The organism is Nitratireductor arenosus (assembly GCF_009742725.1).
Lineage (GTDB): Bacteria > Pseudomonadota > Alphaproteobacteria > Rhizobiales > Rhizobiaceae > Mangrovimarina > Mangrovimarina arenosa.
The window spans coordinates 172,132-195,900 of sequence record NZ_WPHG01000001.1; the positions used below are offsets into that span (position 1 = coordinate 172,132).

At 65.7% G+C, this 23,769-nt stretch carries 23 protein-coding genes; 3 read left to right on the forward strand and 20 right to left on the reverse strand.

Going from position 1 to position 23,769, the window contains the following annotated elements; all coding sequences use genetic code 11:
- The first annotated feature begins 47 nt into the window (after positions 1-47).
- Positions 48-935 carry a DMT family transporter gene (locus tag GN330_RS00825; RefSeq protein ID WP_156710676.1) on the forward strand — a complete coding sequence of 296 codons (888 nt, stop codon included), beginning with the start codon at positions 48-50 and terminating at the stop codon, positions 933-935.
- Between the two features lie 219 nt (positions 936-1,154).
- On the opposite strand, the gene GN330_RS00830 is transcribed toward GN330_RS00825, so the two are convergent.
- The 10 genes from GN330_RS00830 to GN330_RS00875 all read right to left on the reverse strand — a co-directional run bounded on the left by GN330_RS00830 (position 1,155) and on the right by GN330_RS00875 (position 11,131).
- Positions 1,155-2,258: an NADH:flavin oxidoreductase/NADH oxidase gene (locus GN330_RS00830; protein ID WP_156710677.1), complete on the reverse strand. Its 1,104-nt coding sequence runs from the start codon at positions 2,256-2,258 to the stop codon at positions 1,155-1,157.
- A gap of 42 nt (positions 2,259-2,300) precedes the next feature.
- A complete protein-coding gene (locus GN330_RS00835) occupies positions 2,301-3,482 on the reverse strand; it encodes a M20 family metallopeptidase (RefSeq protein WP_156710678.1) in 1,182 nt (393 codons plus the stop codon).
- Between the two features lie 48 nt (positions 3,483-3,530).
- On the reverse strand, positions 3,531-4,268 hold the full coding sequence (locus GN330_RS00840; protein ID WP_156710679.1) for an ABC transporter ATP-binding protein: 738 nt from the start codon (positions 4,266-4,268) through the stop codon (positions 3,531-3,533).
- On the reverse strand, positions 4,265-5,245 hold the full coding sequence (locus tag GN330_RS00845; protein ID WP_156710680.1) for a branched-chain amino acid ABC transporter permease: 981 nt from the start codon (positions 5,243-5,245) through the stop codon (positions 4,265-4,267). Before GN330_RS00845 ends, GN330_RS00840 begins: the two co-directional genes overlap by 4 nt.
- Positions 5,242-6,120 (reverse strand): branched-chain amino acid ABC transporter permease, encoded by an 879-nt coding sequence (locus GN330_RS00850; protein WP_156710681.1) that lies wholly within the window; start codon positions 6,118-6,120, stop codon positions 5,242-5,244. The genes GN330_RS00845 and GN330_RS00850 overlap by 4 nt, the downstream gene beginning before the upstream one ends.
- A gap of 15 nt (positions 6,121-6,135) precedes the next feature.
- Positions 6,136-6,957, reverse strand: a complete 822-nt coding sequence (locus GN330_RS00855; RefSeq protein ID WP_197435068.1) for a polysaccharide deacetylase family protein — start codon at positions 6,955-6,957, stop codon at positions 6,136-6,138.
- Positions 6,958-6,978: 21 nt separating this feature from the next.
- Entirely contained in the window at positions 6,979-8,124 is a 1,146-nt protein-coding gene (locus GN330_RS00860; protein WP_156710682.1) for a C45 family autoproteolytic acyltransferase/hydrolase, read from the reverse strand.
- A gap of 85 nt (positions 8,125-8,209) precedes the next feature.
- The gene (locus GN330_RS00865) at positions 8,210-9,433 is read right to left on the reverse strand and encodes an amino acid ABC transporter substrate-binding protein (protein WP_156710683.1); all 1,224 of its coding nucleotides are present in this window, start codon (positions 9,431-9,433) and stop codon (positions 8,210-8,212) included.
- A 29-nt stretch (positions 9,434-9,462) separates the two neighbouring features.
- Entirely contained in the window at positions 9,463-10,221 is a 759-nt protein-coding gene (locus GN330_RS00870; RefSeq protein WP_156710684.1) for an ABC transporter ATP-binding protein, read from the reverse strand.
- A gap of 136 nt (positions 10,222-10,357) precedes the next feature.
- On the reverse strand, positions 10,358-11,131 hold the full coding sequence (locus tag GN330_RS00875) for an IclR family transcriptional regulator (protein ID WP_156710685.1): 774 nt from the start codon (positions 11,129-11,131) through the stop codon (positions 10,358-10,360).
- A 170-nt stretch (positions 11,132-11,301) separates the two neighbouring features.
- On the opposite strand from GN330_RS00875, the gene GN330_RS00880 reads away from it, so the two are divergent.
- Positions 11,302-12,465, forward strand: a complete 1,164-nt coding sequence (locus GN330_RS00880) for a M20/M25/M40 family metallo-hydrolase (RefSeq protein WP_156710686.1) — start codon at positions 11,302-11,304, stop codon at positions 12,463-12,465.
- A gap of 103 nt (positions 12,466-12,568) precedes the next feature.
- Here the strand turns inward: GN330_RS00880 and GN330_RS00885 are convergent, their stop codons facing one another.
- The 9 genes from GN330_RS00885 to GN330_RS00925 all read right to left on the reverse strand — a co-directional run bounded on the left by GN330_RS00885 (position 12,569) and on the right by GN330_RS00925 (position 21,764).
- On the reverse strand, positions 12,569-14,119 hold the full coding sequence (locus GN330_RS00885) for a CehA/McbA family metallohydrolase domain-containing protein (RefSeq protein WP_246188467.1): 1,551 nt from the start codon (positions 14,117-14,119) through the stop codon (positions 12,569-12,571).
- A gap of 18 nt (positions 14,120-14,137) precedes the next feature.
- Entirely contained in the window at positions 14,138-15,118 is a 981-nt protein-coding gene (locus tag GN330_RS00890) for a glucokinase (protein WP_156710687.1), read from the reverse strand.
- A complete protein-coding gene (locus GN330_RS00895) occupies positions 15,115-16,113 on the reverse strand; it encodes an SIS domain-containing protein (protein WP_156711884.1) in 999 nt (332 codons plus the stop codon). The genes GN330_RS00890 and GN330_RS00895 overlap by 4 nt, the downstream gene beginning before the upstream one ends.
- A gap of 5 nt (positions 16,114-16,118) precedes the next feature.
- On the reverse strand, positions 16,119-17,171 hold the full coding sequence (locus GN330_RS00900) for a Gfo/Idh/MocA family protein (protein ID WP_156710688.1): 1,053 nt from the start codon (positions 17,169-17,171) through the stop codon (positions 16,119-16,121).
- Positions 17,168-18,232: a Gfo/Idh/MocA family protein gene (locus GN330_RS00905; protein ID WP_156710689.1), complete on the reverse strand. Its 1,065-nt coding sequence runs from the start codon at positions 18,230-18,232 to the stop codon at positions 17,168-17,170. Before GN330_RS00905 ends, GN330_RS00900 begins: the two co-directional genes overlap by 4 nt.
- 79 nt (positions 18,233-18,311) lie before the next feature.
- On the reverse strand, positions 18,312-19,346 hold the full coding sequence (locus GN330_RS00910; protein WP_156710690.1) for an ABC transporter substrate-binding protein: 1,035 nt from the start codon (positions 19,344-19,346) through the stop codon (positions 18,312-18,314).
- Positions 19,347-19,384: 38 nt separating this feature from the next.
- Positions 19,385-20,158 carry an ABC transporter permease gene (locus tag GN330_RS00915; protein ID WP_156710691.1) on the reverse strand — a complete coding sequence of 258 codons (774 nt, stop codon included), beginning with the start codon at positions 20,156-20,158 and terminating at the stop codon, positions 19,385-19,387.
- Positions 20,155-20,949 carry an ABC transporter permease gene (locus GN330_RS00920; protein ID WP_156710692.1) on the reverse strand — a complete coding sequence of 265 codons (795 nt, stop codon included), beginning with the start codon at positions 20,947-20,949 and terminating at the stop codon, positions 20,155-20,157. The genes GN330_RS00915 and GN330_RS00920 overlap by 4 nt, the downstream gene beginning before the upstream one ends.
- Positions 20,946-21,764, reverse strand: a complete 819-nt coding sequence (locus GN330_RS00925) for an ABC transporter ATP-binding protein (RefSeq protein WP_343040124.1) — start codon at positions 21,762-21,764, stop codon at positions 20,946-20,948. Before GN330_RS00925 ends, GN330_RS00920 begins: the two co-directional genes overlap by 4 nt.
- Before the next feature lie 258 nt (positions 21,765-22,022).
- Here GN330_RS00925 and GN330_RS00930 point away from each other — a divergent pair, with 258 nt between their 5' ends.
- Entirely contained in the window at positions 22,023-23,120 is a 1,098-nt protein-coding gene (locus GN330_RS00930) for a substrate-binding domain-containing protein (protein WP_156710693.1), read from the forward strand.
- 63 nt (positions 23,121-23,183) lie between these two features.
- Here GN330_RS00930 and GN330_RS00935 read toward each other — a convergent pair whose 3' ends face one another.
- Complete coding sequence (locus GN330_RS00935) at positions 23,184-23,663, reverse strand: MarR family transcriptional regulator (RefSeq protein WP_197434975.1); 480 nt, start codon at positions 23,661-23,663, stop codon at positions 23,184-23,186.
- Positions 23,664-23,769 lie beyond the last annotated feature (106 nt).

The following is a 23,769-nucleotide window of genomic DNA, read 5'->3' on the forward strand; positions in this document are numbered from 1 at the left end:
AACCGGCCTAGCCGAAACGACGGAATGCGGTACCAGCGAGTTCTTTGATGTCCAAGACGAACGCAAACCATGCCAAGGGCCTCCTCATCACCGCGATTGGCGGCATGGCCCTCACCATCGACATTCCATTGATCCGGCTCGCCGACGGAGACCCATGGTCGATCGTGCTGCTGCGAAGCGGAACGACCTTTCTCGCCGCCATTGCAATCTGGATGGTATGGGCTCTGATCCGCAAAAATCCCCCGACCCTTGTCCCCGGGCGCGCGGGCCTGTTCGTGGCCGCGCTTTACGGCACGGCCTCGATCACTTTCGTCATGGCGGTTTTCAACACATCCACCGCCAATCTCGTTTTCATTCTGGCCTTCAACACCGTCTTTGCCACGCTTCTGGGGTGGCTGTTTCTCGATGAGAGACCACGCTTGGCCACGGTGGTCGCGATGGCGTTCATGCTGGGCGGGGTCTCGATCATCGTGCTCGACAGCCTCGGACGCGGCAGTCTCGTCGGCGATCTCTTCGCGGTCGCCTCGTCGGTTCTGCTGGCCAGTGCGATCACCGTTACCAGGGCGTCAGGCAAAGACATGGGTTTTGCCGCGCTCGTGGCATTCGCCGCGCCTGCGGTGTTGGGCCTGGTTATGGTGAGCCAAGTGGGATTCCGCGTCGAGCAGCCCTTGTGGGTCGTGCTCACCGGCACTGTTGTTCTACCGCTCTCGTTTTTCTGCCTCGCGACCGGACCGAAATACATCTCCGGTCCGGAAGTGGCCATGTTCTATCTGCTTGAAACGGTACTCACGCCGGTATGGGTGTGGATGATCTTCGCCGAAGTGCCCACCACCGCTTCGTTGATAGGCGGTTCAATATTGGTGATGACACTGATCGCCCATTCAGTCTGGGCGCTCGGTCCTGGCAAGGAAATCCCGGCAAGAGCAGCCGGATAGAAAGACCGTCACGGGTTAACTCGTCGATGACGGTGAACATCATGAATGATCCTTGCGCCAGAGCCCGCCCCGCTTTAACCGCCTTCAAAAAGCCCTGCCCGCTTCACGCTGCCACAGGCGCTTGGCGCTGCCTCCAATCGCGGCCTAAGCAACCGTTGGGTGGCGTTGGCAGCCATTGCGGTCGGAACAGACGGCGAGGCCGATGATCGTCCCAGCGTCTTAGTCGGCGTCGGAATAGGCCGCGCCGGGCCAAACCGCGTCGGCCGCGCGCTGATACTGGACCGGCCGCTCGACCTCGGCACTCAGAACCCGCGCTGCCGCCCAGCCCCAGTGCGGATTGTCGAGAAAGGCTCGGCCGAGCGCGACCATGTCGGCGTCGCCGGCCGCGACGATCCGCTCAGCCTGCTTCGGCGTCGTCACCAGGCCGACGGTACGCACGGCAAGGTCCGTTTCATCACGCACCCGCTTCGCCAGCGCGACCTGATAGCCGGGCCCGGTCCGCGGCGCCGCGGTCGGCGTCACCCCGCCGCTGCTCACGCACACGAAGTCGACGCCTTCCGCCTTCAGCCCGTGGGCGAAACGCACCGCCTCGTCGAGGTCGATCCCGCCCTCGACCCAGTCCGAGCCGGTCATGCGCACCCCGAGCGGTCGGTCCCGCGGCCACGCCTTTCTGACCGCACGGACCACCTCGAGCGGGAAACGCATGCGGTTGTCGATGCTGCCGCCGTACTCGTCGGTTCGCCGGTTGGCGCGCCCGGACAGAAACTGATGCAGCAGATAGCCGTGCGCGGCATGCAGCTCCAGAAGGTCGAAACCGAGCCGCGCCGCGCGCCGGGCGCTTGCCATATGCGCCTCCTTGACGCGCTCCAGATCGGCATGCTCCATCGCGCGCGGCACGTGCCAGCCCTCCCCGAAGGCCACCGCGGAGGGTGCGATCGTCGTCCATGGCATTTCGCTGGCCCCGAGCGCACGTCCCCCCTCCCACGGCCGTTGCGCAGACGCCTTGCGCCCGGCATGGCTGAGTTGGATGCCAAGCCGCGCCGAACCATGATCGCGGCAGTGCGACACGATGCGCGCCAGCGCGTCTTCGGTGGTGTCGTCGTAGAGCCCCAGATCGCCGTGGGTGATGCGTCCGGCAGGCTCGACCGCGGTCGCCTCCACGACCAGCAAGCCGGCACCCGACGCGCTCAGCGTGCCCAGATGAGCTAGGTGCCAACCGGTCGCCGCACCGTCGACGGCGCTGTATTGGCACATCGGCGATACCGCGATCCGGTTGGCAAGGGTCAGACCCCGCAGGGTGATCGGCGAAAACAACGCGCTCAAGTGTTGCTCCTCGATGAGAGATGAAGAATGGATGAAGGTGTGTCAGTCGGTCGCGAGGCTCTGGAAATGCCGTGACGTCAGCATGGCATGCAACAAGGCCGCGCGCGGAGCTATGGTGGACACGAGAATATGCTCGTCGATGGCGTGGGCGCCGCCGCCGCCGCAGCCCAGACCGTCCAGTACCGGCCGGCCGTTCGCGGCGGCGAAATTGCCGTCCGAGACACCGCCGCGCGAGGTCTCGCCGATCGGCAGACCGAGATGGGCGGCGAGCGCGCGAGCGGCCGAATAAAGCCGCACCACGGCCGGCGAGCGGACGAAGGGCGGGCGATTGAGGCCTCCGTCCACCTCCAGGCGGATATCGCGGTCGACCGCCCGCCGCGCCAGCATCGCCGCGACGAGACGCTCGGCCGTGGCCATGTCGTCGACACGCATGTCGACTTCGATGCCGGCCTTGTCCGGCACGACATTGGCGCGCGTGCCGCCATGCACGGTTCCCACATTGAATGTCGCCGTTCTCTCGCTGTCGTTCATCGCCTCGATGTCGAGGATCTGGTGCGCGATCTCGCGGATCGCGCTGCGCCCGTCATCGCGGTTGCCGCCGGCATGCGCGGACAGCCCATGCGCGGTCAGGTCGAAGCGCGCCCAGCCTTTGCGGGCGGTCACGACGGTTCCCGGCGCGCCGTACGAGGGTTCGGGGACCAGCACGAAGGCCGCTTCGCCCGCCAGACGCTCGATGGTGCCGCGCGAGACGGGGCTGCCGATCTCCTCGTCGCCGTTGAGGAAGACGCGCACCGGGCGCGGCGGCACGATCCCCTGCCGGGCGATGCGCCGCAGCGTCTCCGTCGCCAGGTAGGACCCGGCCTTCATGTCGAAGATCCCGGGCCCGTAAAGCCGGTCGCCCTCGCGCCGGACCGGCCGTTGGGCCAGCGTCCCGGCGCTCCAGACCGTATCGACATGCCCCATCAACAAGGCCGCGTCGCCGTCGCAGCCCGCGGGCCGGTAGTCGATGACCATCTGGCCGCCGCAGCCGTCGCGCGCGGGCAAACGTTGGATTTCGACCGGCAGGCCGTCGAACGTGCGCTCGACCCGGTCGAGTATCCGGTCGATCAGGTCGGGCCGGTCGGACGGCGTCTCCATCCCCACCCAGTCGACGATCCCTTCGGCCAGCTTTTCGCCGTCGAAGGCCTGTGCCCGCATCAGCGCGGGCTCGAATTCTTCCGCCATGATCCCGTCTCCGTCCGGCCTGCGCCGCGCTCAAGCGGCATGTCCGCCTCAGCCGGCTTCGTCCTCGAGCGGCTCTCCGAGATAGGCGGCGATCACCTTGGGATTGGCGACAACCTGCTGCGGCGTGCCCTCGGCGATCTTCTGGCCGGCATCGATCACCACGATGCGATCGCAGACGCTGGTGACCGCCTTCATGTCGTGTTCCACCAGCCATACCGTGGTGCCCAGTTCGCGCACTTTGCGCAGGCAGCCGACCATCTCCTCGGTCTCGGTCGGATTGAGGCCGGCACACGGCTCGTCGGCCAAGAGCAGAGACGGCCTTGTGGCGAAGGCGCGCGCGACTTCCAGCTTGCGCAGCGAGCCCACGGTCAGCCCCTCCGCGGTCCGGTCCGCAAGCTCTTCCAGACCGGCGATGGCCAGCGCCTGGTCGACCACGTCCTCGGCCTCGCGCGCGCCCGGACGCCCGAACATCGCGCCCACCCGCACGTTCTCGCGCACCGTCAGCGCCGGGAACGGCTTTGATATCTGGAATGCCCGGGCGATGCCCGCCCGGTTGCGCCGGTAGGTCGGCAAGCCGGAAATATCCTCGCCCTTGAAACGGATCTCGCCCCCGGTCAGCGCGTAGTAGCCGGTGATCAGGTTGAACAGCGTCGACTTACCGGCGCCGTTCGGGCCGATCAGCCCGAAGATCGCGCCGGCGGGAATGTCGAAATCGACGTCGCGGATGGCGGTCAGCCCGCGAAAGGACTTTGTCACGCCGCGGCCCGATAGAAGGATATCGCTCATGAGCCGGTCTCCGTCGCTACCGTCCCGCCGCGCACGCGCGGACGGCTCCACGAGCGCAGCGCCCCGATGATGCCGCCGGGCATGAGAAGGATGATCGCCACCACGATGGCTCCGGTAATGAGCAGGTGGATGTCCAGAAACCGCGACAACAGCACCTGGGTGATGAAGAGCATGATCGCGGTTCCGATGACCGGTCCCGCCAGTGTGCCGATGCCGCCGATCAGGCAGAAAACGATCATGTTGAGCGAGAAGTCGAGCCGGAACACGGTATAGGTGGTGAAATAGCCGACGCTGTAGCCGTAAACCGCGCCGAGCGTGCCGACGAGCACGGCCGACAGCACGAAGGCCATGATCTTGTAGCGCTCCGTCGCCACGCCGAGCATCATCGCCGTATCCTCGTCCTCCCGGATCGACAGCAGCGCGTAGCCGAAGCGCGACTTGCGCACCGCGATCGCAATCAGGATGGAGGCGAGCAGGAGCGCGCCGAACACGTAGTAGAAAAAGTCCTCCGGCGCGGTGCCGGCCGGCAGCGGCGTTTGAAGAAAGACGCCGACCCCGCCCTGAAACCACGACAGATTGTTGATCAGTTCGCCGACCACCTGGCTGACCCCCAGCATCGCGATGGCGAAATAGATGCCGCGCAAGCGCAGGATCGGATAGGCGATGATCGCCGCGAACAGGCCGCAGAGCAAGCCGGACAGCAGGATCGGCAGGACCATCGACAACGGCCCGTCGCCGAACGGCCCCAGCCTGGTGACGATATGCGCCGCGGTGAACGCCCCCATGCCGATGAAGACGGTGTGGCCGAAGCTCCAATAACCGGCAAAGCCGCCCAGCAGGTTCCATGCGATTGCCAGACCGGCGGAGAAGAAGAACAGCTGGATGACGCGCGTGTAGAAGGGACCGATCCACAACGGCAGCAGCACGGCCGCGACGACGACGGCGATGGCCGCCAGGAGGACGAGGGCGCGGTTCATCGGCTTTCTCCGAACGCGTTGCCGAGCAGCCCGCTCGGCCGAACCAGCAGCATGAGGACCAGAACCAGGAACATCGCCGCCTGCGTCAGCGAGGGGCCGACATATTGCGCGGTGTAGGCATTGATGAGGCCCAGAAGCAGGCCCCCCACCAGGGCGCCGGCCGGACTGCCGATACCACCAAGCACGACGACGATGAAGGCATTGAGCGTCCAGGCGACCTCGCTTGCCGCCGTGAATGGCTGCACGATGCCGATGATGGCGCCGGCCGCGCCGGCCATCGCAGCGCCGAGCCCGAATGTCAGCCCATGCAGATTTTTGACGTTCAGCCCGCACAGTTCCGCTGCAAGCGGTTGCTGGGCCGTGGCGCGTATCGCCCGGCCGAAATGCGTCCTGGCCAGGACCAGCGCCAGAACGGTCAGCAGCACAAGGCTCGCGCCCAAGGCCACGATACGCACGACGTCGATGCGCAGCGGCCCGAGGGGAATGCTCAGAAAGCTGTAGCTCGGCGTGATAGTGTGAACGTCCGGTCCGAACACGAGTTGGAGGCCGTTGCGCGCCATCATCGCGACTCCGAACGTAACCACCAGGGAAGCGACCAGCGATGCGCGCGAGACCGCCCACTGGATGATAGTACGCTGATACACATACCCGACCGCAAACAAGGCCAGCCCGATCGGCACGATCCCCAAAAGTGGGTCGATGCCGAGCTTGGTAAACAGCACGAGCGCGCCATAGGCGCCGGCCACGACGAAGATGCCATGCGTCAGGTTGACGATGCCGAGCACGCCGAAGACCAGCGAGAAACCGACGGCGGCAAGCGAATAGATGCCGCCCAGCACGAGACCGTTCAGGGTCGTTTGCAGGAACAGGGTCATGAGGCCGACAAGCTCCTAGCCGTTTTCCTTAGCGGCCCAGGCCGACGCCACCTCCGCGCCCGTCGCGAACCACACGTCGGGAAAGCGGCGCATGAAGGCGATGAACTCGCGCAGCATGGCAAGCCGCGACGGTCTGCCGATGATCTGCGGATGCGTGACGACATTGACCAGTCCGCCCCAGCGATAGATCTCCGTGAATTCCTGTTTCCACACATTCAGTATGTGGTCGTTGGTGTGGATCGGCCGCGGCGACTGGATGGCAAACAGCGCGAAAGGCGCGTCGTCCATGCTCCAGTGCCAGGGCAGTTCGACCGGGCCGCGCGTGCCGTCTTCCAGGATATGTCGGTAGGGGCTGACCTGGTCCATCAGCGAACTATCGTATTCAAAGCCGTATTCGTGCAGCAGGCCGATCATGTTCTGCGAGGTCTCGCCGGCCGGCGAGCGATATCCTCTCGGCTTGACGCCGACAGTGGTCTTCAGCGCCTCGAGGCCCTTTTCGAGCGCTTCGCGCTCCTTGTCGGGAAAATCCGGATCGATCCATTCGTGCAGATAGCCGTGATGGCCGATCTCGTGGCCGGCGGCTGCGATCGCGTCCATGCGGTCACGATATTTTTCAGCCGTCCAGCCGGGCACGAAGAAGGTGCCCTTCAGGCTCTCCTCGCGCATCAACTCGAGGATCTTGGGCACTCCGGTCTTGGCTCCGTAAATGCCCTGTGAAAGCACGCCCGGACGCCTGGCATTGTCGGGATTGCGCGACAGCCACAGCGTCTCGGCGTCGAAGTCGAAGGTCAGCATCACGGCGCAGCGCGCACCGTTCGGCCATTCGATAGGGCTCATATCGTTCACGGCAATATCTCCTCAGGCAGCATCGCAACGGCTCTCGTCGGTAACGAGCGGAAAGGCCTGGAACGAGGCCTCGCATGGCGGGCCGTCGGTCGCGTAGAGAATGCGCTCGTCCAGGTCGAGAAGAATGGCGGCCACGGTAATGACGCGCTTTTCGGGCCGCAGCAGCGGATCGGCATGTCGACAGATCGCAGCCGGCGCGGAAAAATGATCGCGCATCACTTCTTCGAGCGCCGGGCGGTCGATCCGGCCGAGATGGCGCCGCAGGAGGCGCTCGGCGCGCGGGCCGCGATAGAGCGTGTTCGGAGCGATCCGCTCCATCTGCGAGACGGTTCGCGTCTCCTTCACCAGATGGTTGGCGTGCACGACGAGTCCGTCGACCGGCGACAGGTAGGCGCAATAGTCGGGCGTAGCCTCGATGTCGAGGATTTCACCGTCGCTGTGGCCGATCAGAAAATTGCTGGAAGCGGTGCGATCGGTCTCCACGACCGGCGCCAGCGCCTGGTCGAAACGCCAGGCGTCGAGGATCTCCTTGCAGCGCACGTGAAAGGGCTTGCGCATACCGGTCGTGCCGTCGCGAGGCGTCACCAGCCCGTTGACGCACAGGCCGATGCCGGCCGCGTTGACGCCCATCTTCGATCCGACGATACCTGCCTCGCTGAAACCGATGAAATCGGGCTTGCCGTCCTCGGGCCGGGAGGCGCGCCGGACGCGCTGCACAAAGGTGCGCCCGCGCACATTGGCCAGCCAGTCCCAGTTTTGACCGAGCACGGTATGACCATCGGCGGTCGCTTCGGGCAACATGCCGAAGGACGTACAGCCTTCCTGTTCGAGGCGCCCGTTGGCGGCTTTCGCCTCGGTGCCGAAGGCAAGATAGGTGATTTCATAGCGAGCGTTCAGCATGGCGATCTCGGTCGCCGACAGGCCCGACGCCGTCGCGATCGCGCCCATCTCCTCGCCATATTCGCCATTGTCGGCGGCGATGAACGCTAGCCAGGCCTCGCTCTGCTCCATGATCGTCGCGCGCGCCGCGCCGGCCGCCTCGAAGCGAGCGAGATAGGTCGCCACGTTGTCGCGGATGGCGCCGGCCAGCGTGGCGCCGTGGACGCGGCCGCGCTCGCGCGGGTCCGCGCCGAGTTCCAGAAGCGGGAGGTCTGCCATACTATGCTCGTCGACTCACCAAACAGGATTGCGGCGCCCGGAAAACCGGGGGCGTGCCGGGTGCCGCGGTCGCTACAGCGCGCAATCAGGCGCGCTCCTGCCATGTCGGGGCGGGATAGACAGGCTTGGCCGAAGCACCGTCCGGCGGCGCGACTACCTCCATCTCGCCATTCTGACGCTGGATCAGCAGCGGTCCGAGCAGATCGGGATCGCCGTCGCCGTCCTGCGTGAAGCGCACGCGCCCGTAGAAGCACTCGAGATCGAGCGCATCAAGCCCATCGCGCACGGCGTCGAGATCGAGCGAACCGGCCTGCTTGGCCGCCTCGACATAGGCCACGATACAGGCCGCGCCGCTGGCCATGTGATAGGTCAGTTCCCGGTCGAAATTGGCACGGAAATACTTGGCGAAATCGGCTGCAGAACCGAAATAACTGCCCGAATAGGGCGCACGCTCTGACCAGTAGGCCTGGGTGACGACGCCGTTTGCATAATTGCCCAGCGCGTCGCGGAACGCCGCCGTCTGCGGGCCGAGCGTCTGGTAGAGCATCGGCACGTTGGTCTCGGTGGAGACCATCTGGCGGGCGATGAGAATCGAGGTCTGGTCATGGGTGGTGCAGACCAGAATGTCCGGCGCGCTCTCGCGGATCGTGGTGAGCACGTTCGACACGTCGCTGACGCCAGCCGGTAAGGCGATATAGTCGACCACCTCGATACCGGCCTGTTCGATGGTCTGGCGCGCGCCCTTGGCCTGAAATTCCGAAAAGGCGTCGTTGGTGTAGATGATCGAAACCGTCTTCACCGCCGGGTCGAGGCTGGTGAACATGTTGACGGACGACACGAATTGCTGCGAGGCGCGCGGGAAGATGCCGAACACGCGCTTGCGGCCCTGGGTGAAGATCAGGTCGGACCCGCCGCCGGCCTGCACCATGATGCGGCCGGCCGCTTCGGTGATGGAACAGGTGGGCAGCACGATGTTGGAGCCGAACGAGCCCAAGAAGAAGCTGATGCCTTCATCGACCTGGCGCTGGATCAGCGTGGTGGCGCGTGCCGGATCGGACGCGTCGTCGAAAATGTTGAGGTCGAGCTGATAGCTCTGCCCGCCGATCTCGGCGCCGCCCATTTCCTCGTTGATGTATTTGACCGCGCATTGGTAGCCCTGGAGCACGTTCTGGCCGGTCTCCGCGGCCGCGCCCGTCATCGGCACCGATCCGCCGAAGGTAATGATATTGTCCTGGCCGAAAGCCAGTTTCGGCATCGCGCCGGCGGCGAGCGCGGCGGTCGTTGCTTGCAGGAAGGTGCGTCTTCTCATCTTTCGTCTCCCATTTTGAAATCCGGCATTCAGACCAGCCCGAGATAGGCTTCCTTGACCTTCGGGTCGTTGAGCAGGCGGCGGCCTTCGCCCTCCTGGACGACGCGGCCCTTCTCCAGCACGTAGGCGTAGTCGGCGATGGCAAGCGTGTGGTGCACGTTCTGCTCGACGAGCAGCACGCTGATGCCCTCCTCGTTGAGCTTGCGTACCAGCCCGAAAATCTGCCCGACGAGAATCGGGCTCAGGCCCAGCGACGGCTCGTCCAGAATCAAGAGGCGCGGCATGGTCATCAGGCCGCGGCCGATCGCCAGCATCTGCTGCTCGCCGCCCGACAGCGAGCCGGCAACCTGGGCCTGGCGTTCCTTGAGGCGCGGAAACAGTTCAAAGACCCGCCCCAAACTCTGCGTGCATTTTTCCCGGGCGCGACGTACGTGGCCACTCAGGATCAGGTTTTCGCGAACCGTCAGGTGCTGGAACACGAGACGACCTTCCGGCACCAGCGCGATCCCCAGTTCGACGACCTTGTGCGCCGGCAGTCCGGTGATGTCCCGGCCGTCGAGCATGATCGACCCGGACCGGCTCCTCAGGGCGCCGGCGATCATCTTGACGCTGGTCGACTTGCCCGCGCCGTTGCCGCCGATCAGTGCCGCGATCTTGCCGCGGCGGAGTTCCAGCGAACAGTTCGAGACCGCGCTGACGCCGGCATAGTCGTAGGCCAGGCCCGACACACGCAGCAGCGCCTCGTCTGTCGGATTGCCCCCACTTTGTTCGCCGGGTGTGGCCGTCATGCGGTTTCCCTTTTTGCGTATTGCTATGCGATACGATCGAACTGTATTTGACAATTTATGGACGTGCCGTCCGATTTGTCAAGCGAGCGGGCGTTCGAGGGGGAATACGGCGTCGCGGCGGAAGCGGGCGACAGGCTCAGGAAGGGCGCAGTCCGGCCGCCGCCGCAGTGACCAGCGGGCCGGCGCGCGCGACGAATTCGTCCGGCTGCCACTCGGCCAGGGAGGCGGCGACGTGGATCGCCCCCACCGGGTGGCCGGCTTCGTCGAGCACGGCCGCCGCCACGGCGATTTCTCCGACCAGAACCTCTTCGATCGCCAGCGAATAGCCGGTTTCGCGCACCTGCACGATCCGCTCCATGATCTGATCGATCTCCACGGTGGTGCGCGGCGTCAGCTTGCGCCTCTGCGAGCGCTGCAGGATGTCGAGAACGTCTTCCTCGGGAAGGTGGCTGAGAACGGCACGCCCCCCCGACGTGCAGTAGGTCGGCACGCGCCGCCCGATAAGATGGGCGTAGAACGTGTCGCGCTTGCTTTGCATGCGCACGACGTAAAGCATCGTCAGATCGTCGAACAGGCTGAGATCGACGCGTTCCTTGATGGTCCTGCGCAGGTCGGCCAGAATGGGGATGGCCCGATTGATGAGCGGATTGGACCTCAAATAATCGAACGAGCGGTCCAGGATGCGCCGGCTCGGCGCGACGCCGGCAGCCGTCTTTTCCAGATAGCCGATCGAGACCAGCGTATGCACCAGGCGCTGGGCCGCGCTCTTGTCGAGCCCACTCGCCGCCGCGATTTCGGCAAGCGACATCGCCGCCGGCCGGTCGGCGAAGGCCTCGAGTACCCGGAACCCGCGCGCCAGCGCCTCCACGAACAATCGGTCCGGCTTTGAGGCGGCGCCGTCCGGCGACATCGATTCTCTCGGGGTACGTGCCTTTCCTGCTGCCACAACGTCCTCTCTGTGCGGGTGTTCGAGCGATTTGCGGATATAGCGCGATCCTGTTGCGGGATGGTTTGACCGCCGTGAAAATCTCGACTTATGATAGCGTCGATTTAAACACATTGCAGAGCGATACGCAAACAATGCAAACTAACGATTTGGACGGTCTCGATGTCACGAGACTCGCATTCGACAGCGACCGGATGGCAGCAGGTCTGCGCACCTGGGTCGAGACAGAAAGTCCGACCTACGAGCGCGACGCGGTCAACCGGATGATGGACCTTGCAGCCCACGAACTGGCAGTCCTGGGCGCGGCCGTCCAGCATATTCCGGGAACGCGCGGCTTCGGCAATTGCGTCAAGGCCAGCTTTCCCCATCCCCGGGCCGGTCAGCCCGGCATCCTGGTGCTCGGACACATGGATACCGTCCACCCTCTCGGCACGATCGGGCATTTCGCCTGGCGCGAGGAGGACGGTCGCTGCTACGGACCCGGCGTGCTCGACATGAAGGCAGGCAATTATCTGGCACTCGAGGCGATCGGCCAGTTGATGCGCATCGGCCACCGGACGCCGCTGCCCGTCACGGTGTTGTTCACCAGCGACGAGGAGGTGGGCAGCCCAAGCACCCGCGCGCTGATCGAAGCCGAGGCGGCCCGGCACCGCTACGTGCTGGTGCCCGAACCGGCGCGTCGCAACGGCGGCGTCGTGACCGGGCGCTATGCGATCGCCCGCTTCGATATCGAGACGCGCGGCCGACCGAGCCATGCGGGGCTGCGGCTCGGCGAAGGCGTATCGGCGATCCGCGAGATGGCGCACCAGATCATCGCCGTGGAGGCGATGACCGACGCCGAAGCCGGCTACAGCGTCGGCGTTGTCGAGGGCGGCCGCTGGTCGAACTGTGTGTCGACGACTTGCCGGGCCAAGGCGCTGGTATCGGCCACCACCGACGAGAAACTGGCCGAGGCGATCGGCCGGATGGAGAACCTTGAGCCGGTCGGCCAGGATGTGCAGGTCCTGGTCAGCCGTGACGTCGTGCGGCCGGTATGGGCCGCAAGCCCGGCCTCCTGGGCGCTTTACGAACATGCGGCCCGCCTGGCGCAGACAATCGGCCTGGAGATCCCGCATCAGGATTCGGGCGGCGGTTCGGACGGCAATTTCACCGGCGCGATGGGCATCGCCACTCTCGACGGGCTCGGCGCGCGCGGGGACGGCCCTCACACGCTGGAAGAACATATCGTGACGGAGAGCCTGGCCGAAAGGGCGCGACTGATCGCCGCCCTTCTGGCAACGCTGGACGGCTCGGTCTGAGGTCGCGAAACGGCGCAGGCCAAAGCTGCATCAAGAGACGGAAGCCGGCACCGCGCCGGCTCCTGCGAACCCGGCGCGCGTTTCAAGCCGCAGGCGAACAGCGCTACCGGCAGAAGATGGGGCTCGTCCAGGCCGATTGACCGTTGGCCTGGCGCATGCGCGCCATCACCCACTCCCCGCGCCGCAGCTGGCCGAGCGGCACCGTGCCGGTCCATTGCCATTGCTGCGGCCTGGGCAGCGGATGAAACCGGAAGGCCGGCGAATCGATCGGGCCGATATTGCCCGACACGGCCCCTTTCAAGAGACGCTCGACATCGACCGACACACGCTCGCCGGACAGGTCCGCGTCGATACGCGCGCCCGGCCGCAACCGCACCCGCGCCGCGATCGCCTGCGTGGTGGCGGTGAAATTGTTCGGATTGGCGTGGGCGCGCAGCGAAAAGGAAACCGCGTTGCCGTCCTGAACGATCCGGCTTTCGTGCGGCTCCGGCGCGCTCGCCTCTAGCGGCGACACGATCTCGGGACCGCGCAGGCGCGGCTCGACGGCCAGGATCTCGCCGTTTTCGAGCTTGAGAACGCCGTCCCAGTCGTGATGGCTGCCGCGGGCGCCCCAGCCGAGTTCGAGTACGAGCAGCGTTTCCAGCGCGTGCGGGTCGCTCGCCACCGCCGACGGGCGCAATGCCGGCGTGATCCGCTCGAAAACCGCGCCGTTCCTGACGATGTCGATCTGATCGATGAAGCTGCCGCCGACCGCCTCGATCGCCATCTCCGCCCGGCTTGCCGGCGCCACCACGTCGCCCTGCATCGCGCCGCCGACCGAGAAGAACAAATGCGCGTTGTCGCCGGTCAGCGCATTGGTGCGGCGCGCAAACAGGCTTTGCCACAGCGCGTCGGGACTGTTTTCGGCCACGTAGACGGCCGAGCGGCCATGGCCGTAGGAGCCGGGAAAGCCGCTGTGATGATCGGTATTTCCCAGCACGCCGAAGAGATGGCCGTCATTGAGGCCGGCATGGACCGTGTTGGCGCCGTCGCACGGCCCCATCGAATGCAGGAACGGCCGGTCGGTCAGCGAGGTCTCCGCGCAGCCATGCATGGAGATCATTTCCAACACCGGCGACAGATCCTCCTCGAAGCTCGACCAGTTGATGCCCCGCGCACCGGTCCGATAGCCGATATGGTGCGGAAAGGCGAAGGCGCGCCCGCCGTAACGGCCGCGCAGCCGCTCCAGCAGAGTACGCGGATCGTCGGCCTTGAGGATCTCGCGCTGGTCGAGATCGCGCAGCACGATCGTGTAGTCGCCATGCGCGCAGGAATGGATTTCGTAACCGGGAAACACGGTGAAACGACCGGGATCGTTGAACGCGGCCAGCGTGTCGAAATGCGCCGGCCAGGTCCGCTCGAGCCGCGAAAAACCCTTGACGTGAAAATCGACGATATGGGCGACACGCGGATCGTCGACCGGCATGTCGGGCCAGTAGGCGTGGCCGGTGATCGAGACGAAGTCGAGCTGCCTGCGGGCGTTGTCCAGCGCCGTCTCGAGCTCGCCATGCCCGTAGGACAGATTGCAGTGATTGTGCAGATCGCCATAAAGCGGACGCAGGCCGGCGGCGACGGCAAGCGGCATCAGGCGATCGGGGAGCGGTTGTGTCGGCAAGACGTGGTCCTCCGCCGGTCAGGTCGGCCCGGCGGCGCAAGCGCCGCGGACATTGTTGCTGGGAAGGTCTGGCCAAGCGAGGCAGCCGACCAGGGCGGCGCTGTCGTCCACCACCAGGTCGAGCGCGAAACCCTGCATCAGCTCGCGCATCCGCCCCTTGGCGAGGAAGGCGCGTGCGAACGGACTGTCGGCGCCCTGGATGAACGGCGCCAGTGCGCGCGTCACGCCGCCGGTCAAATAGATGCCGCCGCGCGGCAGGAAAGTGAGCGCCAGATCGCCGGCCGTCCGCCCGAGCATGCCGGCAAGCGTGCCGCAGGCGAGAGCCGCATCGGCATCGCGCCCGCCAGCGCCTTCGGCCGTCACCGCCGCGGCATCGTCCAATTGGGCCGCCCGGCCGGAGCGCCCGCAGGCCAGCCGGTAAAGCGCGACAAGGCCGGAGCCGGACAACACGCGGTCGAGCGAGCAGCGGCCGAAGCGGCCGGCAAAATGGTCGCGCAGCTCCGTCTCCAGCCCCGGCTCGGGCGCAAAGCCCGTATGGCCGATCTCGGCTGCCAGCACATGGCCGTCAGCAACCAGCGCGCTGGCATTGAAGCCGGTGCCCGCACCGAGCACCAGCTTGACGCCCTGCTCCGCGGCGCCCGGGAGGACCGGCCTTGTGGCCAACGCCTCGGAGCGCGACAGCGCCGCACCGAGCGCGACGAAATCGTTGATCAGCACGACGTCGCCAGTGCCGGCGATTTGGGCGATTTCGGCGCGCGCGATCGTCCAGTCGCGATTGGTCAACCTTATCGTGTCGCCGTCGATCGGGGCGGCCAGAGCCACGACGGCGCGGTCGACCCCGCCGACCCGAGCCTGGCCGAGATAGTGTTTCAACGCCGCACCGAAGCCGGAGAACCGGTCGTTCGGGAGCTGCACGACCGATTCGGGGTCGAGGCGGCCGTCGATGCCGAGCCCGAAGCGTACATTCGTTCCGCCGAGATCGCAGGCCAGCGCCCTCATGTCGTCACCGTCACCTTGGCAAGCCTGGCCGGCCGGTCGGGATCGCGCCCCAACATCACCGACAATTGCTCGGCGAACCGGTAAAAACTCACCACCTGGCAGATCGGGTCGAGCAGCACATGACCGGCATCGACCGTCGGCAGCGCCTCACGCGGTCCGGCGACGAACACGGCAGCGCCGGCCTGGCGCAGGGCGCGCACCGCCTCGCCGATGCTGGCGGCGGACCGGTCGCGGGCCGCAAACACCAGCGCGGCCAGATCGTCTCCCGCCAGCTCGATCGGCCCATGGCGCAGTTCGGCCGCGCTATAGGCCTCGGCATGCAGCCGGCAGGTTTCCTTGAGCTTGAGCGCGGCCTCGCAGGCGATCGCGAAGCCCGGCCCGCGCGCCACCATGTAAAGACTGCCACCGGCCGAAAACGGCGCCAGCGCCGCCGACCAGTCCGTGGCGGCGGCCCTGGCAAGGCTGGCCGGTAATTCGCGGATGGCGGCGGCGAGATCGGCATCGTCGAGCCAGCCGGCAATGAGAGCGGCCAGCGCGACCAGCGACGTCACGAAGGTTTTGGTGGCCGCCACCGCGCGTTCCTCGCCGGCATGCAGCGCCAGGCAGAATTCCGCCTGCCGGGCCAGCGTCGAACTTGCCGTGTTGGTGAGGGCGAGCGTCGGCGCCCCACCGGCGCGCGCGGCTTGCTGCAGGGCGACAATGTCGGTGCTGGCACCTGATTGCGAGATGCTGACGAGCGGCACATCGGCCATTTTCAACGGTGTCTCGTAGATCGAGGCGACCGAGGGGCCCATCGAGCCGACCGGGATGCCGATTTGGGTCTCGACCAGATATTTGAAATAGGTCGCCGCGTGATCGGAACTGCCGCGCGCGCAGGTGACGACACAGGCCGGCGCGCGCCGCTTGAGCATGCGGCCGGTCTCCAGATAGTCATCCATCGCCGCGGCAAGCTGGTGCTCGACCACGCCGGGCACGGCGCCGATTTCGCGCGCCATCCAGGTCACGGCCCGACCTCGGGATAGTCGATCGGCATCATCCGCCCCTGCCGGGCCGCCTCGTAGGCCGCCTCGATCATCGCGGAGGCGTAGAGCCCGTCGCGCACGCCGGTCGGCATCGCGGTGCCACCGACAAGCGCGTCGATGAAGGCCCAGGCGACATGTTCGTGGAACACGCCGGTCTTGAAATGCGGCACGATGTCGGAAACCTGCCAGCCGCGCGTGGTTCCGTCGCGGCGGAAGACCTGCAAAAACGCCTCTTCGCGCGTTGGCCGCGAGGCGATGTCGACGCCGCTGACCAGCACGGTGCCGCCCGTGCCGTAGATCTCGATCGAATGATCGGCGGCGGCGAAACACCAGCTTGTCGCGACCTCCGCCAGCAGGCCCGATCGATAGGAGAACGTCGCCAGCGCCGTATCCTCGACCGGCAGGCCCAGCGTGTGCGCCGACAGGGCGGCGAAAGCCCGCTCCGGCTCGCCGAACAACAGTCGCAGCAGGTCGGCCGCGTGCACCCCCTCGTCGAGCAGGGTCCCGCCGCCGGACTTTTCCGGGTCGACGAACCAGGCCTTGCAAAAATCGTCGCTCAGCCCGTGGCTGTGGCCGTGTCTTATGCGGCACAGCGTGACCGTGCCGAGATCGCCGGAGGCCACGATCTTGCGCACGGCTTCGCTCACCGGGTCGAACCGCTTGGGGAAACCCTGCATGAACGGCACCGGCGAAGCGGCCAGCATGCGGCAGATCTCGAGCCCCTCGCGCACATTCACCGAAAGCGGCTTTTCGCACAGGATCGGCTTGCCGGCATCGATGGCCGCCGCGATCAGCTCCCTGTGCTCGATCGTGGTCGAACAGATCGCGACCGCGTCGCATTCCTGCAGCAGCGCCTGCCGGTCGCCGAAGACGGTGAGGGCGTAGGCGTTGGCGAACTTTTCGGCCAGCGCGGGGTCGCTGTCCCAGATGCCGGCCATGGCGGCGTCCTTTCTGGCCAGGATCGCCTTGGTCCAGAAATTGGCGTGATAGTGCTGAACCCCCAACAGGGCGATGCGGATCGGCTGGGTCATTTGACCTCGTGCTCCTTGGGCGTTGGGCAGGCGACCGCGACCCGTCGCCCTTCGCCGGCGGCGCGATAGATCGCCTCGGCGACAAGGATCGAGGCCAGGCCGGCGGACGCGCTGTCGTCGGGGAGCGCCTGCCGGCGCACGATGTCGAGCCAGTGCCGGTGATGCGCTGCCCCCAGCGCCTCGTCGGCAAGCGGCGGGCTCACCCAGCCGTCCTGCCCGGTTATCTCGGGCGCGTAGATCGCCGCCGGTCCGCGTTCGGTACGAAGCCAGACCGTGCCCTTGTCGGCATAGAGTTCGAGGCGAAACCGATCGCAGCCGGCGATCTCGGTGTAGCTCATCTCGTGGCTGACCAGCGCGCCGTTTGCGAGCGTGTAGCTCGCCACGACATTGTCCTCCAGCGCGGTGGTCACCGCGCGCCCGTCTGCCAGTCGGCGGTTCGGCCGGGCCGTTGCCAGGCTGGCCGTCACCTCGGCGATCGGACCGAACAGATGGGCGCATAGATCGATGCCGTGCACGCCGAGCTGCATGACCACGCCGCCGGAAACATTTTCCGGCGAATAGAACCAGTCCGCCCAGTCGGCGCCGGGCGTGGCATTGCGGATGCGCACGGAATGGACCCGGCCGAGCGCGCCGTCGTCGAGCAGCCGCTTGAGCCAGCGCACCTCCGGGAAATAACGATGCATGAAACTGACGGTCAGCGGCGCGCCGGAAGCCTCCGACGCGGCGATGATCTCGGCGCATTGCGCCGTGTCGAGCGCCATCGGCTTCTGCAAAAGCACCGCCTTGCCCTGCGACAGGGCGGCGATGGCGTGATCGCGATGCAGCCCGTCCGGCGTTGCGACCACCACGCCGTCAATGCCGGGATCGGCAAGTACCGCGGCCAGTTCGGTCGCCGCGTTTTCGATGCCGAATTCGGCAGAGCGCGCGCGGGTTCGCGCCGGGTCGCGGCCGACCAGACACGCGATCGCGACATCGCCGGCCGCCGTCAGGCCGCGGACGTGATAGTCGCTGATGAATCCCGCGCCGAGGATGGCGATGCGGGGTTTGGCCGGGCTGACCATGTCGATCGGTCTCCAGATACTGATTGGAACGGTGCCTGGTAGCGGCGCCCCGGAAAAACCGGGGCGCCTGGGAGGAGCGTCAGGGCTTCCACTGGCCCTCGACGGACACGAGCGCGCTGTCGGCGGCAGCCAGCGGCTCGGAATAGGTGAAGGTCAGCGCGTCGCGCCGGTCCTTGATCCTGTTGGTGGCTTCCAGGAAGTCAGCGATCGCCGCCATGTCCTCGACATAGGTTTCGTCGATCGAAGCGTCGAACGTATAGTTCGACAGCAGCGCCTGGTTCATCTCCAGCGGCTGCTCCTGGAAGTTGGAGAAGATCTTCAGCACCTCGTCGCGATTGGCCGGGTCGCTGACATAGTTTTGCGTACGCACCAGGACCTCGACGAGCGCCTTGGTCGCGTTGGGATTGTTTTTAACCCAGTCCTGCGAGGCGACCCAAACGGTGCGGTTGTTGGAAACCTGGACCGCCTCGCCGTCATTCTGCGCGAAGCCGCTCATCGTGCCGGTGTGCACCACCTTGGTGTCGAGCTCGGTCAGCGCGCGATACGGCCACGGCTCCCAGAACACGATGCCCTGGATCTCGTTGTTGGCGAGGCTGGCCATCGCCTCCGGCGGAGCCAGATTGACCGCCTGGATCTTGTTGAAGTCGAGGCCGTAATGCTTGGCGACATTGCCCAGCAGCGCACCCGAGGTCGAGCTGACCAGCAAGCCGAGCTTGACGTTGTAGAGGTCCTCCGGCTTTTCGACATTGGCGTCCTTGCGTACGACGATCTTTTCCAGACCGTGGCTGACCGCGTTGCTGCCCAGGATGACGACCGGCACGCCATTATGGGCCATGGCGATCGGCGGCAGGTTGCCGGGCGTCCAAAGCTGGATCTCGCCGGCCAGCAGCGCCTCGCCGGCAAGATTGCCCGACTGGAACTTCTTGAATTCGACATTGGTGAAGCCGGCCTCGGCGAGCCAGCCCTTTTCCTTGGCCACGACATGGACCAGGAACGGCAGGTCCACGCCGATACTGATCGACAGCGTGTCGGTCTCCACGTCCGCGGCCGAGGCGTTGGCGGCGAAGGTCGCCACGAGCGCGGCCAGCGCCGCGCTCTTCAATCGTTTCATCATGACTAATCTCCCTTTGTTGATTGTGTCTTGCGCAGTCCCTACACGCCGCTGCCGTGCCAGCGTCCGATCCACCGCTGGATCGCGCTGCCGATGACGGCGTCGGTGAGCAGATTGAGAAACCCGATCAAGAGAATGCCGACGATGATGACACTGACCGAACCGCCGGTGTTGCGCTCGTTCATGATCATGTAACCAAGCCCGCGATCGGCGGCGATCAGCTCGGCGGCGACCAGCACCCCGAAGCTCAGCCCCCAGCCGATGCGGATGCCGGTCGCAAGATCGGGCGCGGCGGCCGGCAGGACGATGCGGGCAAGCAGCGACCAGCCGCGCACGCCGAACGTGCGCGCCGCGCGCACCAGGGTCGGGTCGACATAGGTGACGCCGTGATAGGTGGCGGTGACGACGGGAAAGAACGCGCCCAGAAAGATGATGAAGAATTTCGACGGTTCGCCCAGACCGAACCAGATGATCGCCAGCGGGATCCAGGCCAAAGGCGGAATCGGACGCAGCAATTCGATCAGCGGTCGGGCGATCAGACCGAACCAGCGGTACCAGCCGGCGAGAACGCCGACCGCAATGCCGGCGGCAACCCCGATCGCAAAGCCGGAAAACACCCGAAACAGGCTCCAGGCCATGTGTTCGCCGACAGTGTCGGCCGACAGCCGGCCGGAGGCCTCGATTATTGCCGTGATCGGCCCGGGAAAGACGCGCGGATCGATCGCACCCAGCCGCGACGCCGTTTCCCAGGCGCCAACCACGATCAGCGTGCCGATCAGCGGCAGGGCGATATTGGTCAGACGATCCCGGCTCATGCGCGCGCGCCCTCCGACGTCGAACCCCAGGGCAAAAGCATGCGCTCGAGCGCGGCCAGGCCGGTCGAGATCACGAAACCCAGCACGCCGATCACGAGCATGCCGATAATGGTGATTTCGCTGCGGTAGAAGGTGCGCGCCTCCATGATCAGCGCGCCGAGCCCCTCGATCGTGCCGATCATCTCGGCGCCGACGATGACCATGAAGCCGACACCGAGCGCCATGCGCGCGCCGGCGAACATGCGCGGCAATGCCGCCGGTAGCACGATCTCGCGATAAAGCGCGACGCCCTTGAGGCCGAATGAGCGGCCGGCCCTGATCAGCACCGGATCGACATAGACGACGGCGGCGATCACGTTGGACAGCATGACCCAGAAGCAGCCATAGGCGATCAGGATCACCTTGGTCAGTTCGCCGGCGCCGAACCAGACGATGACCAGCGGCAGCAGGCTGAGCGTGGCGATCGACCGGCAAAACACGATCAACGGTTCGAGCATCTTGTTGAGGAGCGGAAAGGCGCCGATCACAAGCCCGACGGGAACCGCCAGCACGATCGCCGCCAGATAACCTTGCAGGATGCGCGTGACGGTCGTCAGAATGTGCGACCAGATGGTGATGCCGGTCGGAAAGCCATTCGTCGCGATCTCGACGAAACCTTCGGCGATCCTGCTGGCCGGCGGAAACTGGTAGGCCTTCAGATAGCCGGTCTTAACGCCGAATTCCCACAACGCGATCGCGCCGACAATGACGGCGGCCGACATCGCATATTGAAGGACAAGGCGGCCCCTCATGACGACAGGCCCTTCCAGATCTCCTCGTGCAGGGCGACGAAGCGCGGATCGGTGCGCGGGCGCGGGCGCGGCAGGCTGATCGCCAGATCGCGCTCGATGCGGCCGGGATGCGGCGCCAGCAGGATGACGCGGTCCGACAGCACCAGCGCCTCGTTGATCGAATGCGTGACGAACACGACGGTTTTCTTGCGCGCCTCCCAGATCCGCAGCAGCTCCTGCTGCAATTCGATGCGGGTCAATTCGTCCAGGGCACCGAACGGCTCGTCCATCAGCAGGATTTCCGGGTCCAGCGCCAGCGCGCGGGCGATCGCAACACGCTGCTGCATGCCGCCCGACATCTCGCGCGGATATTTGTCGGCCGCCGCCGACAGTCCTACGAGCTGCAGCAATTCGCGGGCCCGCTCCTCCTTGTCCGATTTGGAAAGCGACTTGTCGCGGAAGCCGAACGCGACGTTCTTGCGCGCCGTCATCCATGGAAACAGCGCATGCTGCTGGAAAACGACGCCCTGACCCTGGCCCGGTCCCCGCACCTCACGGCCGTGGATTTCCACCGTGCCGGAGGTCGGGCGTTCCAGCCCGGCGATGATGTTGAGCAAGGTGGTCTTGCCGCAGCCGCTACGACCGACCAGCGAAACGAATTCGTTCTCGCGCACGGTCAGATCGATATTCTGGAGCACGGTCGGGCCGTGCCCGGCCGCGCCGAACGATTTGGTGACATTCGAAATCTGGATGGCGTTCGCCGCAGACAGCCCCGCCCCGGCCCGAACCGACGCGTCCGGTCTTGTCTGCGAATGCCCTTTGCGTCCGACAGTCACATCTTCCTCCCCGGACCACCCAGCCTGTCACCGGCAAATGCAATCACAGATACAATACGATTGTAAAGGCCAAGGATACAATTTTTGTACTTTTTGTATCTCATCAGAACTAAGATCTTGAAAATATATATTTTATCGCGAGCGCTCAGCGTTTCGCGCTCGTCGTTTCCCGGAGCATTCGGTCGACTTGCAAGATTGTATTCGGCAATGTAACTATCAGGCTAAAGGAGACGACCATTGCGGGCAGGATCCTCGGACATGATCGCGCAATCGCTCATCGAGCAAATCGATGCTGCCGACGATGGCGCACGCCTGCCGACCGTGCGCGAGCTGATGGCCCGGCACGGCGTCGGCCAGGCGACCGTGCAGGAGGCGTTCGCGCGATTGCGCGCTATGGGGCTGATCAGCTCGCAGGTCGGCCGCGGCTCGTTCGTGGTCAAGCCGCATGCCCGCGCCGCGTCCCGCTCCGCCGTCACGGCTGCGCCCACCCATCGGGGCGGATTGCGCAGCCTTCTGATCCTCGCCAATTCCAGTATGAACGAGCGCTGCTCGCTGGTGCAGAACCGGATCGTCGAGGTCGTCGGTGCCGATGGTGGAAAGGTCGTGCAGATGTCCTACCACGACACCGACCATCTGCTCGACATCCTGAAATCGATCCCGACCTTCGACGCGGTAATCCTGCAGTCCCATTACGAGGTTATTCCGGTTCGTCTCTTGGCCATGCTGCAGAGCAAGACGCGCGCGCTGGTGGTCGACGGCCACACCGTCTCGGGCGTCGACATCGACCGCATGGGCATCGACTGGGAAGAGGCGCTCGACCACGCGCTCGATCACCTGACCGGCCTCGGTCACCGACGCATAACGCTGGTCTCGCTCGACAGCTCCGCCCAGCCGATTCTTGGCGGGCGGCGCTATTTCGCCCGCATGAACCGCTGGCGGGGCCAGGAGATCGACGGCCGGCTGATGGTGCTGGAAGGGATGAAGCATCCGACCCAGGGCGTCGCGACAGCGCTTGAGAAGGCGCTCACGCGGTTGCGCGCGGACGAGACGCAATCTATGCCGACCGCTCTGATCTTCATCGGATTTTCCGACTGCATGGGGATTCGCGAGGTCATACGCGACATGCAAATCGACATCCCGGACGAGCTCAGCATAGTCATATTGGGTCACCCCGACGTCGCGACCGAGCATCTGGGCCTGTTCACCATGGTCGGCGGCACCCATGAGGATGGCGCCGAGGCGCTGATCGAGATTATGAAGGCCAGGATCGAGGCTCCCAAGCAGCCCCCGCAGATCGTCTATCTGGACTGCAAGATGCACGTCAGGGATAGCACCGGGCCAGCCCGCGCGAACTGAAGGCCCCGGCCGGGCAAGCCCCGCTTTATCTTCCCGACCGGCGCGGCCCGCCCAAGAAAAACCTCAGGACCGCATCACCGCCGAGCGCAGCAGATCGGGACCGGTCGCGATCTTTCGCGCCAGTTCGAAGAATACGGCCCGCTCCTCGGTCGATAGCGGCCCGAGCAGCTCCTCCTGGCGCTGGCGCGAAACCTCGATCAGGTCGGCGAGCACCGCCGTGCCGGCCTCCGTCGCAACCAGCCGCTTCTCCCGGCCGTCGGAATCGGACGGGTTCTGCACGATGAAGCCCCGCGCCTCGAGCAGCGAGACCGCGCGGCTGATCGTGTTTTGCGGGCGCGGGAAAAGGTGGCGGATCTCCTTGGCGCGGATGCCGGGAAATTTGTCGATCGCGTAAAGCGCCGACCAGGCCTGCACGGGCATCCGGAACCTGCGTTCGATATAGCGGGTTGTGACGGCGTTGTTGCCCAGCACGATGTAGCTGATCACCATCAGCTCGCGCAGATCTCCGGCAAAAATGGTCTCAAGCAGTTTGTCCGCGCTCACGTTCGATCAGCCTCCATTGCCGTACATCGGTCCTAGCTCCTAAACCCATTTGGATTCAACTTGCCATTTCAATCCAAATGGATCAATGTCGCCTCATGGTCTTGTG

Excerpts from the sequence above, each read along its gene's own strand:
- GN330_RS00825 (WP_156710676.1), top strand. The coding sequence starts at position 48 with ATGTCCAAGACGAACGCAAACCATGCCAAGGGCCTCCTCATCACCGCG.
- GN330_RS00855 (WP_197435068.1), bottom strand. The coding sequence starts at position 6,957 with ATGAGCCCTATCGAATGGCCGAACGGTGCGCGCTGCGCCGTGATGCTG.
- GN330_RS00860 (WP_156710682.1), bottom strand. The coding sequence starts at position 8,124 with ATGGCAGACCTCCCGCTTCTGGAACTCGGCGCGGACCCGCGCGAGCGC.
- GN330_RS00835 (WP_156710678.1), bottom strand. The coding sequence starts at position 3,482 with ATGGCGGAAGAATTCGAGCCCGCGCTGATGCGGGCACAGGCCTTCGAC.
- GN330_RS00840 (WP_156710679.1), bottom strand. The coding sequence starts at position 4,268 with ATGAGCGATATCCTTCTATCGGGCCGCGGCGTGACAAAGTCCTTTCGC.
- GN330_RS00865 (WP_156710683.1), bottom strand. The coding sequence starts at position 9,433 with ATGAGAAGACGCACCTTCCTGCAAGCAACGACCGCCGCGCTCGCCGCC.
- GN330_RS00905 (WP_156710689.1), bottom strand. The coding sequence starts at position 18,232 with ATGGTCAGCCCGGCCAAACCCCGCATCGCCATCCTCGGCGCGGGATTC.
- GN330_RS00890 (WP_156710687.1), bottom strand. The coding sequence starts at position 15,118 with ATGAGGGCGCTGGCCTGCGATCTCGGCGGAACGAATGTACGCTTCGGG.
- GN330_RS00895 (WP_156711884.1), bottom strand. The coding sequence starts at position 16,113 with ATGGCGCGCGAAATCGGCGCCGTGCCCGGCGTGGTCGAGCACCAGCTT.
- GN330_RS00845 (WP_156710680.1), bottom strand. The coding sequence starts at position 5,245 with ATGAACCGCGCCCTCGTCCTCCTGGCGGCCATCGCCGTCGTCGTCGCG.
- GN330_RS00930 (WP_156710693.1), top strand. The coding sequence starts at position 22,023 with ATGATCGCGCAATCGCTCATCGAGCAAATCGATGCTGCCGACGATGGC.
- GN330_RS00875 (WP_156710685.1), bottom strand. The coding sequence starts at position 11,131 with ATGTCGCCGGACGGCGCCGCCTCAAAGCCGGACCGATTGTTCGTGGAG.
- GN330_RS00920 (WP_156710692.1), bottom strand. The coding sequence starts at position 20,949 with ATGAGGGGCCGCCTTGTCCTTCAATATGCGATGTCGGCCGCCGTCATT.
- GN330_RS00910 (WP_156710690.1), bottom strand. The coding sequence starts at position 19,346 with ATGATGAAACGATTGAAGAGCGCGGCGCTGGCCGCGCTCGTGGCGACC.
- GN330_RS00915 (WP_156710691.1), bottom strand. The coding sequence starts at position 20,158 with ATGAGCCGGGATCGTCTGACCAATATCGCCCTGCCGCTGATCGGCACG.
- GN330_RS00870 (WP_156710684.1), bottom strand. The coding sequence starts at position 10,221 with ATGACGGCCACACCCGGCGAACAAAGTGGGGGCAATCCGACAGACGAG.
- GN330_RS00850 (WP_156710681.1), bottom strand. The coding sequence starts at position 6,120 with ATGACCCTGTTCCTGCAAACGACCCTGAACGGTCTCGTGCTGGGCGGC.
- GN330_RS00900 (WP_156710688.1), bottom strand. The coding sequence starts at position 17,171 with ATGACCCAGCCGATCCGCATCGCCCTGTTGGGGGTTCAGCACTATCAC.
- GN330_RS00880 (WP_156710686.1), top strand. The coding sequence starts at position 11,302 with ATGCAAACTAACGATTTGGACGGTCTCGATGTCACGAGACTCGCATTC.